At 68.8% G+C, this 12723-nt stretch carries 15 protein-coding genes; all 15 read right to left on the reverse strand.

Going from position 1 to position 12723, the window contains the following annotated elements:
• Window positions 1–185: 185 nt before the first annotated feature.
• Entirely contained in the window at window positions 186–1550 is a 1365-nt protein-coding gene (gene glmM, locus OP86_RS17590) for a phosphoglucosamine mutase (RefSeq protein WP_030259693.1), read from the reverse strand.
• A gap of 163 nt (window positions 1551–1713) precedes the next feature.
• A complete protein-coding gene (gene rpsI / locus OP86_RS17595) occupies window positions 1714–2223 on the reverse strand; it encodes a 30S ribosomal protein S9 (RefSeq protein WP_030055847.1) in 510 nt (169 codons plus the stop codon).
• A 45-nt stretch (window positions 2224–2268) separates the two neighbouring features.
• Window positions 2269–2712: a 50S ribosomal protein L13 gene (gene rplM, locus OP86_RS17600; RefSeq protein ID WP_030055846.1), complete on the reverse strand. Its 444-nt coding sequence runs from the start codon at window positions 2710–2712 to the stop codon at window positions 2269–2271.
• 232 nt (window positions 2713–2944) lie between these two features.
• A complete protein-coding gene (locus OP86_RS17605) occupies window positions 2945–4603 on the reverse strand; it encodes an ABC-F family ATP-binding cassette domain-containing protein (protein WP_030055845.1) in 1659 nt (552 codons plus the stop codon).
• A gap of 41 nt (window positions 4604–4644) precedes the next feature.
• Complete coding sequence (gene truA, locus OP86_RS17610) at window positions 4645–5556, reverse strand: tRNA pseudouridine(38-40) synthase TruA (protein ID WP_199815224.1); 912 nt, start codon at window positions 5554–5556, stop codon at window positions 4645–4647.
• A 79-nt stretch (window positions 5557–5635) separates the two neighbouring features.
• Window positions 5636–6115, reverse strand: coding sequence for a 50S ribosomal protein L17 (rplQ, locus tag OP86_RS17615; protein ID WP_030259699.1), 480 nt, complete (start codon window positions 6113–6115; stop codon window positions 5636–5638).
• A 127-nt stretch (window positions 6116–6242) separates the two neighbouring features.
• Window positions 6243–7265 carry a DNA-directed RNA polymerase subunit alpha gene (locus tag OP86_RS17620; protein WP_030055844.1) on the reverse strand — a complete coding sequence of 341 codons (1023 nt, stop codon included), beginning with the start codon at window positions 7263–7265 and terminating at the stop codon, window positions 6243–6245.
• Between the two features lie 128 nt (window positions 7266–7393).
• Window positions 7394–7801: a 30S ribosomal protein S11 gene (rpsK, locus tag OP86_RS17625; protein ID WP_030232513.1), complete on the reverse strand. Its 408-nt coding sequence runs from the start codon at window positions 7799–7801 to the stop codon at window positions 7394–7396.
• Between the two features lie 72 nt (window positions 7802–7873).
• Window positions 7874–8254, reverse strand: a complete 381-nt coding sequence (gene rpsM, locus OP86_RS17630; RefSeq protein WP_030259703.1) for a 30S ribosomal protein S13 — start codon at window positions 8252–8254, stop codon at window positions 7874–7876.
• Between the two features lie 176 nt (window positions 8255–8430).
• On the reverse strand, window positions 8431–8544 hold the full coding sequence (gene rpmJ / locus OP86_RS17635) for a 50S ribosomal protein L36 (protein WP_009740505.1): 114 nt from the start codon (window positions 8542–8544) through the stop codon (window positions 8431–8433).
• Between the two features lie 33 nt (window positions 8545–8577).
• Entirely contained in the window at window positions 8578–8799 is a 222-nt protein-coding gene (infA, locus tag OP86_RS17640) for a translation initiation factor IF-1 (RefSeq protein ID WP_003956442.1), read from the reverse strand.
• Window positions 8800–8993: 194 nt separating this feature from the next.
• The gene (mscL, locus tag OP86_RS17645; protein WP_030055839.1) at window positions 8994–9419 is read right to left on the reverse strand and encodes a large conductance mechanosensitive channel protein MscL; all 426 of its coding nucleotides are present in this window, start codon (window positions 9417–9419) and stop codon (window positions 8994–8996) included.
• 131 nt (window positions 9420–9550) lie between these two features.
• Window positions 9551–10390, reverse strand: coding sequence for a type I methionyl aminopeptidase (map, locus tag OP86_RS17650; RefSeq protein ID WP_030055838.1), 840 nt, complete (start codon window positions 10388–10390; stop codon window positions 9551–9553).
• A gap of 116 nt (window positions 10391–10506) precedes the next feature.
• Window positions 10507–11160 carry an adenylate kinase gene (locus OP86_RS17655; protein ID WP_030259709.1) on the reverse strand — a complete coding sequence of 218 codons (654 nt, stop codon included), beginning with the start codon at window positions 11158–11160 and terminating at the stop codon, window positions 10507–10509.
• The gene (gene secY / locus OP86_RS17660; RefSeq protein ID WP_030055837.1) at window positions 11160–12470 is read right to left on the reverse strand and encodes a preprotein translocase subunit SecY; all 1311 of its coding nucleotides are present in this window, start codon (window positions 12468–12470) and stop codon (window positions 11160–11162) included. Before secY ends, OP86_RS17655 begins: the two co-directional genes overlap by 1 nt.
• Window positions 12471–12723: the final 253 nt, after the last annotated feature.

Here is a 12723-nt window from a genome sequence, read left to right on the forward strand (position 1 = left end):
GAAACGCTCCCTCAAGTCCGAAAGATCATCGCGTCCAACGGCCACGGTCCTCGCAACTCCCATAGATCGCGGGTGTTGCGAGGACCGTTAGAACCCAAGAAACCGAGCGGACCGGCGGGGGCCTTCGTCACGTCCGGGCGCAGCCCGGGTGCACGTACGGGCGCAGCCCGGCGGCACCTACGGGCTCAGCCCAGGTGGGTGCGCACGGCCTCGGCCAGCCGCTGCGCGACCGCCTCGGCCTGGGCCGCGTCGGCGGCCTCGACCATCACCCGGACCAGCGGCTCGGTGCCCGACGGGCGCAGCAGCACCCGGCCGGTGGAGCCCAGCTCGGCCTCGGCGCCGGCGACCGCGGCGGCCAGCTCGGCGCTGGTCTTCACCCGGCTCTTGTCGACGCCCTTGACGTTGATCAGCTGCTGCGGCAGCCGGGTCATCACGGCGGCCAGGTCGGCGAGCGGCTGCTTGGTGGCGGCCAGTCGGGCGCCCAGCATCAGGCCGGTCAGGGTGCCGTCGCCGGTGGTGGCGTGGTCCAGCAGGATGACGTGGCCGGACTGCTCGCCGCCCAGCGCGAAGCCGTGCTCCTTCATGGCCTCCAGCACGTAGCGGTCGCCGACGGCGGTCTCCACCAGGTCGACGCCCTCGCGCTCCATCGCCAGCTTGAAGCCGAGGTTGGACATCACGGTGGCCACCGCGGTGTTGCCGCGCAGGGTGCCGGCCTCCTTCATGGCGACGGCGAGGATGGCGATGATCTGGTCGCCGTCCACCTCGTTGCCGTCGGCGTCGGCGGCCAGGCAGCGGTCGGCGTCGCCGTCCAGGGCGATGCCGAAGTCGGCCTTGTGCTCCTTCATCGCGGTGCACAGCCGGTCCAGGTGGGTGGAGCCGACGCCGTCGTTGATGTTGAGGCCGGTGGGCTCGGCCCCCAGGGTGTGGACGACCTCGGCGCCGGCCCGGGCGAAGGCCTCGGGGGCGACGTAGGCGGCCGCGCCGTGGGCGCCGTCGATGACGACCTTGATGCCGTCCAGGCGGTTGGGCAGCACGCCGATCAGGTGGGCGACGTACTTGTCGAAGCCCTCGGTGTACTCGCGGACGCGGCCGACGGCGGCACCGGTGGGACGGTTCCAGTCCTCTTCGCCGAGCGTGTGCCTGCGGTAGTGGGCCTCGATCGCGTCCTCGATCCGGTCGTCCAGCTTGTGGCCGCCGCGCGCGAGGAACTTGATGCCGTTGTCCGGCATGGCGTTGTGGCTGGCGGACAGCATCACGCCGAAGTCGGCGCCGAGCGCGCCGGTGAGGTAGGCCACGGCGGGGGTGGGCAGGACGCCGACCCGGAGCACGTCGACGCCGGCGCTCGCCAGACCGGCGATGACGGCGGCCTCCAGGAACTCGCCCGAGGCACGCGGGTCACGGCCGACCACCGCGACCGGCCGGTGGCCGTCGAAGGCGCCGGCCTCGCCGAGCACGTGCGCCGCGGCGACCGACAGCCCGAGCGCGAGCTCCGCCGTCAGGCCCTGGTTGGCCACCCCGCGTACGCCGTCCGTACCGAAGAGTCGTCCCACTGTCCCGTCCTCCATCACCACTGCTCGGAACCCACCGATGATCCCGGCCGCCGCACAGTAGCCGGGGAACACGTCGCCCCGGAGTACACGGGGTACTCCGGGGCGACGGTTTCGCGCATCCAGGGGGTGCACCGCCAGGGCGGACCGCACCCCCGGGGCGCGATTAGCGCTTGCTGTACTGCGGCGCCTTGCGGGCCTTCTTCAGACCGGCCTTCTTACGCTCGACGGCGCGGGCGTCACGGGTCAGGAAGCCGGCCTTCTTCAGCGCGCCGCGGTTGTTGTCCACGTCGGCCTCGTTCAGGGCACGGGCCACGCCGAGGCGCAGCGCGTAGGCCTGGCCGGACACGCCGCCGCCGCTGATGCGGGCGATGACGTCGTAACGGCCGTCCAGCTCAAGGAGCTTGAAGGGCTCGTTCACGGTCTGCTGGTGCACCTTGTTGGGGAAGTAGCCCTCAAGGGTGCGACCGTTGATCTTCCACACGCCCGTGCCGGGGACGATGCGCACGCGGGCGATCGCCTCCTTGCGACGGCCGAGGCCGGCGCCGGGGACGGCCTCGCCGAAGCGGCCGGCCAGGGACTCGGAGGTGTAGCTCTCCTCGGAGGTGTACTCGCCCTCGACGGCCTCAACGGCCTCGTCGAAGTCGACCTCAAGGGTTTCAGTGGTCTCGGCCACGATGTTCCTCAGCTCTTTTCAGTGTTGGGGGGCTTGGTGGCCGAATTACTGCGCGACCTGGGTGATCTCGAACGGCACCGGCTGCTGGGCAGCGTGCGGGTGCTGGTCGCCCGAGTAGACCTTCAGCTTCGAGAGCATCTGACGGCCCAGGCTGTTCTTGGGGATCATGCCCTTGATGGCCTTCTCGACGGCCTTCTCCGGGTTGTTCGCCAGCAGGTCGTCGTAGCGCACCGAGCGCAGACCGCCCGGGAAGCCCGAGTGGCGGTAGGCCAGCTTCTGGGTCTTCTTGTTACCGGACAGGTGCACCTTGTCGGCGTTGATGATGATGACGAAGTCACCAGTGTCAACGTGCGGCGCGTAGATCGCCTTGTGCTTGCCCCGGAGGAGGTTGGCGGCCTGGGAGGCCAGGCGGCCGAGCACGACGTCGGTCGCGTCGATGACGTGCCACTGACGCTGGACGTCGCCGGGCTTGGGGCTGTACGTACGCACGGTCGTAGCCTTCGCTTTTCAGTGAGTGAGTCCTGACAGGAGCACCCGGACGGAAGAGCAGCCTGGCCACCCTTGGACGCAATTCAAGGGGGACCGCTGGTCGTCGACCTGATGTCTCCGGCGTACCGACCTCTCACGTGAGATAGAGCGAGCCAATACGCACATCAAGCGTCCAGGTTACCGGCCCGGCCCGAAGGGGTCAAAAATCGACGTGGACCCCCCTGGCCGTCACTCAGCGTTCGCGCTCCACCCGGGTGACGTCCCAGACCGGCTCCGGCGACTCGTACACCCGGCCGTCGGCGCCGAACACCAGGAAGCGGTCGAAGGTCCTGGCGAACCAGCGGTCGTGGGTGACGCACAGCACGGTGCCCTCGAAGGCCTCCAGCCCGGCCTGCAGCGCCTCGGCGCTCTCCAGGTCCAGGTTGTCGGTCGGCTCGTCGAGCAACAGGGCCGTCACACCGGAGAGTTCGAGCTTGAGGATCATCAGTCGGGCCTGCTGCCCGCCGGACAGCGACTCGAACTTCTGCTCCTCCTGGCGGTCCAGCTCGTACCGGCGCAGCGCGCCCATCGCGGCGCCGCGGCTGAGCGCGTGCTCCTCCTCCACGATCGAGCGGACGGTACGGCCGAACAGCTCCGGGTGCGCGTGGGTCTGCCGGAAGTGGCCGGGGACGACGCGGGCCCCGAGCTTCCAGCTGCCGGTGTGCGCGACGCTCTCGTCGCCGGCCAGCAGCCGCAGGAGGTGCGACTTGCCCGCGCCGTTGGCGCCGAGCACGCCGATCCGCTCGCCGTAGAAGACCTCCAGGTCGAAGGGCTGCATCAGGCCGGTGAGCTCCAGCTGCTCCATCGTGAAGGAGCGCATGCCGGTGCGCCCGCCCTTGAGCCGCATGGTGATGCTCTGCTCGCGCGGGGGCTCCTCCGGGCGACCGGCCTCCTCGAACTTCTTCAGCCGGGTCTGGGCGGCGGCGTAGCGGGTGGCGAGCGCGTGGCTGACGGAGGCCGCCTGGCGCAGGGTGACGACCAGCTTCTTGAGCTTGGCGTGCTCCTCGTCCCAGCGCCGGCCCAGCTCCTCGAAGCGCGCGAAGCGGTCCTTGCGGGCCTCGTGGAAGCTGTCGAAGCCACCGCCGTGCACCCAGACGCTGCTGCCGGCCGCGCCGGACTCGACGCTGATGATCTTCTCGGCCGTCCGGGAGAGCAGCTCGCGGTCGTGTGAGATGTACAGCACGGTCTTCGAGGTGGCCTTGATGGCCTCCTCCAGCCAGCGCTTGCCCGGGACGTCCAGGTAGTTGTCCGGCTCGTCCAGCAGCAGCACCTCTTCGGGGCCGCGCAGCAGCGCCTCCAGCACGAGCCGCTTCTGCTCGCCGCCGGAGAGCGTGTTCAGGCCGCGCCACTGGGCCTTGTCGAAGGGCGTGCCGAGGGCCGCCATGGTGCAGACGTCCCAGTCGGTCTCGTAGTCGTAGCCGCCGACGTCGGCCCAGTCGGAGAGCGCCTGGGCGTAGGCCATCTGCGTCTTCTCGTCGTCCTGGGCGATCATCGCCAGTTCGGCGGCGTCCACCGCGCGGGCCGCCTTGGCGATCCGCTCGGGGGCCACGGAGACCAGCAGGTCCCGGACGGAGGCGTCGGCGGGCAGCGCGCCCGGCGTGGCGCTCTGGTCCTCGCGGCCGGTGGTGCCGACGAACTGGCGCATCACCCCGAGGCCGCCGCTGATCGTCACCGAGCCGCCGTGCGGCTGGATGTCCCCCGCGATCATGCGCAGCAGGGTGGTCTTGCCCGCGCCGTTCGCGCCGACCAGGGCGACGGCAGCGCCCTCGCCGACCCGGAAGGACGCGTCGTCGAACAGCACCCGCCCGTCCGGCAGGTAGTACTCAAGGTGCGAAATCTCGACGTGTCCCATGCGGACGATTGTCCCAAGCGGACGCGCCCGGCCAAAACGGATTACGAAGTCGGCGGCTGCCCCGGCAGGGTGCGCATCCGCCGGGCCTGGCGGTTGCGCTCGGCCAGCTGGTCGTCCGGCGGGTAGCCGACCTCCTCCAGCGTGAGCCCGTACGGCCGGGCCACGTTGACCGCGGAGTTGCGCACCCCGCCGGCCAGCACCTCGCCGGGGAACTCCACCGGCCGGTGCCCGTCGCCGACCAGCAGCATCGCGCCGACCAGCGCCCGGACCATGTTGTGGCAGAAGGCGTCGGCCCGGACGGTGGCGACCGCGAGGGAGCCCTCCTGGGCGGCGTAGCTATCCACCGGGACGCGGTCCCAGTGCAGCTCCAGCAGGGTGCGGATGGTGGTGGCGCCCTCGCGCTTCTTGCAGTACGCGGCGAAGTCGTGCTCGCCGAGCAGCAGCTTCGCGGCGGCGTTCATCCGGTCGATGTCGAGCGGGCGGTCGTGCCAGAGCACGTGGCCGCGCAGCAGCGGGTCCACCCCGCCCGGGTGGTCGGCGACCCGGTAGGCGTACCGGCGCCAGATCGCCGAGAAGCGGGCGTCGAACCCGGCCGGCGCCTCGCCCACCCGGTAGATCCGGACGTCCCCGGGCAGCCGGCCGGCCAGCCGGCGCAGCAGCTTCTCCCGGTGCGCCTCCCACAGCTCGGCCGGCAGGTCGACGTGCGCGACCTGGCCGCGGGCGTGCACCCCGGCGTCGGTGCGGCCGGCCACGGTCAGCGGGAACAGCTCCGGGCTGCGGGTGACGATCTGCAGCGCAGTCTCGATCTCCTCCTGGACCGTCCGGCGGCCGCCCTTCTGGCGGGCCCAGCCGGAGAACTCGGCGCCCTGGTAGGCGAGGTCGAGCCGGACCCGGACGTACCCGTCGGCCGGGCCGTCCTTCACCGGCGGCTGCTCGGCGCAATCGTTGACCACTTGCTCCTGCTCCTACGAATAAGGAACGGGCCCGCTCCCCCATCGCTGGGAGAGCGGGCCCGCATCACACCTGGAGGTGTCAGGCCTGCTCGGCGGCCTCGGCCTCGTCGGCCTTGGTGTCGACGGCGGCGGCCTCGTCGGCCTCCTTGACGGCACGCTTGGTGGCGGCCTCGGCCTCACCGACGGCGGTCTGCGCGACGGTCAGCGCCTCGACCAGCTCGATCACGGCCATCGGGGCGTTGTCGCCACGACGGGGACCGATCTTGGTGATGCGGGTGTAGCCACCCGGGCGGTTCTCGTAGCGCGGCGCGATCTCGGTGAAGAGGGTGTGCAGCACCGAGATGTCGGTGATGGTCTTGCGCACCAGGCGACGGTTGTGGATGTCGCCCTTCTTCGCCTTGGTGATCAGCTTCTCCGCCAGCGGGCGCATCCGACGGGCCTTGGCCTCGGTCGTGGTGATGCGGCCGTACTGGAACAGCTCCCGGCACAGACCGGCGAGCAGCAGCGGCTCGTGGTGCGGGCCGCCGCCGAGGCGGGCACCCTTGGTGGGACGCGGCATGGATTACTCCTTGGATCTCCGACTACGGCCGTATCAGGTACCGCAGCGGGCGTACGGGCACTGTTGCCCGTACGACTTCCGTGACGACGGGGGCGGCTCCGTGGAACCGCCCCCGCGGCCAAATCTCTTAGTACTGCTCGGTCTCGGCGTAACCCGCGTCGTCCAGGTCGTCGGCGCCGAAGGCGTCGGCGGCCGCGGTCGGGTCGAACCCGGGCGGGCTGTCCTTGAGGGCCAGGCCCATGCCGGCCAGCTTCGCCTTGACCTCGTCGATCGACTTCGCACCAAAGTTGCGGATGTCGAGCAGGTCGGCCTCGGAGCGGGCGACGAGCTCACCCACGGTGTGGATGCCCTCGCGCTTGAGGCAGTTGTAGGAGCGGACGGTGAGCTCCAGCTCCTCGATCGGCAGCGCCAGGTCGGCGGCCAGGGCGGCGTCCGTCGGGGACGGGCCCATGTCGATGCCCTCGGCGTCGATGTTCAGCTCGCGGGCGAGGCCGAACAGCTCCACCAGGGTCTTGCCGGCCGAGGCCATGGCGTCGCGCGGACGCATGGCGGGCTTGGTCTCGACGTCGACGATCAGCTTGTCGAAGTCGGTCCGCTGCTCGACACGGGTGGCCTCGACCTTGTAGGTGACCTTCAGCACGGGGCTGTAGATCGAGTCGACCGGGATGCGGCCGATCTCCTGGCCGGAAGCCTTGTTCTGCACGGCGGAGACGTAGCCGCGACCGCGCTCGACGGTCAGCTCCATCTCCAGCTTGCCCTTGCCGTTGAGCGTGGCGAGGACCAGCTCGGGGTTGTGCACCTCGACACCCGCCGGCGGGGCGATGTCGGCGGCGGTGACGACACCCGGGCCCTGCTTGCGCAGGTACATCACGACCGGCTCGTCGTGCTCCGAGGAGACGACCAGCTGCTTGATGTTGAGGATGAGGTCGGTGACGTCCTCCTTGACGCCCGGCACGGTGGTGAACTCGTGCAGGACACCGTCGATGCGGATGCTGGTGACAGCAGCGCCGGGGATCGACGAGAGGAGCGTGCGACGGAGAGAGTTGCCGAGGGTGTAGCCGAAGCCCGGCTCCAGCGGCTCGATCACGAACCGCGAGCGGAACTCGTCGACGACCTCTTCGGTCAGCGAGGGACGCTGAGCGATCAGCATGTTTTCAGATCCTCCAGTTGTCTTCGGCACCCACTATTTGATGCCGAACAGAACCAGCGTACGGGGTCTCGCCCAAAACGAGACCCCGTACGTGGTTTAAAGCAACACCGATGCCCGAAGGCGCTGCGTCAGACGCGGCGGCGCTTCGGCGGACGGCAGCCGTTGTGCGGGGTGGGGGTGACGTCCTGGATCGAGCCGACCTCCAGGCCGGTGGCCTGGAGCGAACGGATCGCGGTCTCGCGGCCGGAGCCCGGACCCTTCACGAAGACGTCAACCTTGCGCATGCCGTGCTCCTGCGCGCGACGGGCAGCGGCCTCGGCGGCCATCTGCGCGGCGAACGGGGTGGACTTGCGCGAGCCCTTGAAGCCGACGTGGCCGGCGGAGGCCCAGGAGATCACGTTGCCCGCGGGGTCGGTGATCGAAACGATGGTGTTGTTGAACGTGCTCTTGATGTGCGCGTGGCCGTGAGCGACGTTCTTCTTTTCCTTGCGGCGGATCTTCTTCGCGCCGGCAGCCTGACGACCCTTGGGGGGCATAAGTCTGTTCTCCTACTGAGGTGGTCGGTCCGCTGACCCGCGGGCCGGAGGGATGTCCGGTTACGGGACGGACTACTTCTTGCCCGGCTTCTTCTTACCGGCGATCGCGCGACGCGGGCCCTTGCGGGTACGCGCGTTGGTGTGGGTGCGCTGGCCGCGGACCGGCAGGCCACGGCGGTGACGCAGACCCTCGTAGCAGCCGATCTCGACCTTGCGGCGGATGTCGGCGGCCACCTCACGGCGGAGGTCACCCTCGACCGTGTAGTTGGCGTCGATGTACTGGCTCAGCTTGACCAGGTCTTCCTCGGTGATGTCGCGAACGCGGACATCCGGGTTGACGCCGGTCTCGGCGAGGGTCTGCTGGGCGCGGGTACGGCCGATGCCGTACACGTAGGTGAGGGCGATCTCGATCCGCTTCTCACGGGGGAGATCAACGCCGGCGAGGCGTGCCATTCATGGCTCCTGTGATTCTTCAGAGGTCTTGCGTGCTACCTACTCCGACACCTCACGGTGAGGGAGCCCCGGCCTCTGACCGGGGGCGGCAGTCCGTCCCGCACGGGACGGATCGGGTAGCCCACTCATGACGTTTTCGCGTCGCGCGAAGTACTACGAGAAATGCTGGGGAGAGATCAGCCCTGGCGCTGCTTGTGGCGCAGGTTTTCGCAGATCACCATGACCCGGCCGTGACGGCGGATCACCTTGCACTTGTCGCAGATCTTCTTGACGCTCGGCTTGACCTTCATCTTTCAGGTTCTCCGGGTCTAGATCTGACGTTCTTACTTGTAGCGGTAGACGATCCGGCCGCGCGTGAGGTCGTAGGGGCTGAGCTCCACGACAACCCGGTCGTCCGGCAGGATGCGGATGTAGTGCATGCGCATCTTGCCACTGATGTGCGCGAGGACCTTGTGACCGTTCTGCAGCTCGACCTTGAACATCGCGTTCGGAAGAGACTCGATCACGGTGCCCTCGATCTCAATGGCGCCTTGCTTCTTAGCCATGAACTGCGAGATCCACCTTCCGGGACCGGCTACCGTATGCGGAACGCTCGTGCGAACCTGGGTTCACCCCGTCCCCGGAGGGAAGAGGGCGTGCTGAAGCACGCTACGAGTGAGCCGACGGTCCATCCTACGCCAGCGCGTCCGGTGGACCAAAACGGGGGTCCCGGAAAGCGGTACCCGTCACAGCTGCCGCCTCAGACCCCAGTGGAGACGGTCAGCGGCTCGACGTGGGCGGTGCAGGCCGAGCAGCGGCGGGCGGCCTGGGGGATCTCGGTCAGGCACTCCGGGCACGGGCGCTTCGGGGCCTTCGGCTTCTTCGGCAGGTAGCGCTCGGTCGCCTTGGTGACCGGCAGCACCACGCAGAAGTAGAGCACCGCGGCCGTCATCAGGAACGCGATCAGTACGTTGAGGAACTGGCCGTACGGGAAGGTGACGCCGGCCACCGTCGCCTTGTACGAGCTGAAGTCGCCGGCCGCACCGACCACGACGCCCACCAGCGGGGTGAGGAAGGCGGACACGAAGCCGGTCACCACCGCCGTGAACGCGGCACCGATGACCACACCGACCGCCATGTCGACGACGTTGCCGCGCATCATGAAGTCGCGGAATCCCTTGAGCACGTGCTGTCTCCTGCTCGCTCGTAAGCCATACGGACCACTGCCAGCCGATAAAAATAGGACAAAAGCCCTGGAGGTCCAAACCTCCAGGGCTCTGATCCCTCGTCAGCAGCCGCAGTCGGCCGCCTCCGTGACTACCCGAGCGGGTCCGGAGCTGCGGTGATGCCCAGCTTCGCCAGCTCGGCCTTGCCGCCGTCGAAGGCCGTCAGCACCAGCGGGCCCTGCTCGGTGACGGCCACCGAGTGCTCCCAGTGCGAGGCCCAGGTGCCGTCGTTGGTGACGACCGTCCACTCGTCGTCCAGCACGGTGGTGTGCGGGGTGCCCAGCGAGACCATCGGCTCGATCGCCAGCACGGTGCCGGGGACGAGCTTCGGGCCCTTGCCGCGCCCGCGCTCCACGTAGTTCAGCACGTGCGGCTCCATGTGCATCGCGGTGCCGATGCCGTGGCCGCCGTAGCCCTCGGTGATGCCCCACTTGCCCTTCGGGGGCAGCGGCTGGCGGCGGATGAAGCCCTCGATCGCCTTGGAGACGTCGACCAGGCGGTTGTTCTTCTTCATCTGGGCGATGCCGGCCCACATCGAGCCCTCGGTCACCCGGCTCAGCATCTCGACCTCCGGGCGGACCTCGCCGACCGCCACGGTGATCGCCGCGTCGCCGTGCCAGCCGTCCAGGATGGCGCCGCAGTCGATCGAGATGATGTCGCCCTCCTGCAGCGCCCGGTCGCCCGGGATGCCGTGCACGACCTCGTTGTTCACCGAGGCGCAGATCACGCCCGGGAACCAGAGACCGCCGTGGTGGGCGCGGAAGTTCGAGGTGGCGCCGTGGTCGGTGATGACCTCGTCCGCGACGTCGTTGAGCTCCTGGGTGGTCACCCCCGGAGCGACCGCCTCGCGGCAGGCCTTGAGGGCCTCGGCGACGACCAGCCCGGCCGCTCGCATCTTCGCGATCTGCTCGGGGGTCTTGATCTCCACCATCTGGTCACGCCTTCCAAGTCCGGATTACCACTGCCTACCACCGTACGACGCGGAAACGGCCGGGCCACCCGCTGGGCGGGCGACCCGGCCGTACCGTCGTACGTTCGCCGAGAGTCTCAGCTGTCCTGCTTCAGCGCCTCGATCGCGCGCGAGGTGACCTCGTCCACCTTGCCGAGGGCCGGGATGGTCACCAGCAGCCCCTGCTCCTTGTAGTAGCCGATGATCGGCTCGGTCTCCGTGTGGTAGACCTCCAGGCGGGTGCGCACCGCTTCCTCGGTGTCGTCCGAGCGCTGGTAGAGCTCGCCACCGCACTCGTCGCAGACGCCCTCGACCTTCGGCGGGTTGTACGCGACGTGGTACACGTGGCTGCCGTTCTTGCGGCACAGGCGACGGCCCGCGATCCGCTTGACGACCTCGTCCTCGGGGACCTCCAGGTCCAGGACGCCGTCCAGCTTGATGCCCTGCTCGGCGAGGAACACGTCGAGCGCCTCGGCCTGGCCCAGGTTGCGCGGGAAGCCGTCGAGCAGGAAGCCGTTCTCGGCGTCCTCCTGGAGCATGCGGTCCTTGGCCATCCCGATGGTGACCTCGTCCGGTACCAGGCGGCCTGCGTCCATGTAGCCCTTGGCCTCGAGCCCCAGCGGGGTGCCCTGGCCGATGTTGGCGCGGAACAGGTCGCCGGTGGAGATGTGCGGGATGGACAGGGTCTTGGCGAGCAGGTGCGCCTGAGTACCCTTCCCGGCCCCGGGAGGTCCGACGAGGACGATACGCATCAGCGGAGGAACCCTTCGTAATTGCGCTGCTGGAGCTGGCTCTCGATCTGCTTCACAGTTTCGAGTCCGACGCCGACGACGATGAGCACGCTGGTGCCGCCGAACGGGAAGTTGGTCTGCTGTCCGAAGGCGACCAGGGCGATCATCGGGATCAACGCGATCAGGCCCAGGTAGAGCGAACCCGGCCACGTGATCCGGGTCAGCACGTAGTTCAGGTACTCGGCCGTCGGTCGGCCGGCCCGGATGCCCGGGATGAACCCACCATACTTCTTCATATTGTCGGCAACTTCTTCGGGGTTGAAGGAGATGGCGACGTAGAAGAAGGCGAAGAAGACGATCAGCAGGAAGTAGGTCGCCATGTAGATCGGGTGGTCACCCTTGACGAAGTTCGTCCGGATCCACGTGGCCCAGCCCGCCTGGCTGTTGGTCAGCTGGACCACCAGGGCCGGGATGTACAGCAGCGAAGAAGCGAAGATGACCGGGATGACACCGGCCTGGTTCACCTTGAGCGGGATGTAGGTCGAGGTGCCGCCGAACGCCCGGCGGCCGATCATCCGCTTCGCGTACTGGACCGGGATCCGGCGCTGGGCCTGCTCGACGAAGATGACCAGCATCACGACGATCACGCCGACCGCGACCACGGAGAGGAACTCGACCCAGCCGCCGCCGATGGTGCCGGAGGTCTTGATCGCCCACATCGAGGACGGGAACTGCGCCGCGATCGAGGTGAAGATCAGCAGCGACATGCCGTTGCCGATGCCGCGGTCGGTGATGAGCTCGCCCAGCCACATGATGACCGTGGTGCCGGCCGTCATCGTGAGGACCATGACGGCGATCCGGAACACGCTGGTGTCCGGGACGATCTGGTTGGCCAGCGGGCAGCCGGAGAACAGCGCACCGCTGGAGGCCGTCGCCACGATGCCGGTGCCCTGGAGCACGGCGAGCGCGATGGTCAGGTAGCGGGTGTACTGGGTGATCTTGGCCTGGCCGGCCTGTCCCTCCTTCTTCAGCATCTCCAGTCGCGGGATCACGACGGTGAGGAGCTGGAGGATGATGCTCGCCGTGATGTACGGCATGATGCCGAGGGCGAAGATCGTCAGCTGGAGGAGCGCGCCACCGCTGAACAGGTTGACGAGCCCGAAGAGGCCACTGTTCTTGGTCTCCTTCACGCACTCGTTCACGGCCGTGAAGCTCACGCCCGGCATCGGAATGTGCGAGCCCAGGCGGAACAGCACCATGATGCCCAGCGTGAACAGCAGCTTCTTGCGCAGGTCGGGCGTCTGGAACGCCCGCGCGAACGCACTGAGCACGGTGCCTCCTGCGCCTCCCGCGCGTCGTCGGCGGGAGGGTCGGTCCTGAATGGGGGAGTTTGCGGTTCGGGCTCCCGTACAGACGGCACAGGCGAGCCTACGCGCAGCCTACAAGGGAACTCCACGGACTCTAACAGTGCGCAGCCACTCGGAAGAAGCGCGTACGGCCCGTCCCCCACTCATGGGGTACGGGATGCCCGGGTTTGCCACACAAAAGAACGAGGGCCCCGCCGCGGGAAAAAGACGGGAAAAA

The organism is Streptomyces novaecaesareae (assembly GCF_000716875.1).
GTDB classification, from domain to species: domain Bacteria; phylum Actinomycetota; class Actinomycetes; order Streptomycetales; family Streptomycetaceae; genus Kitasatospora; species Kitasatospora novaecaesareae.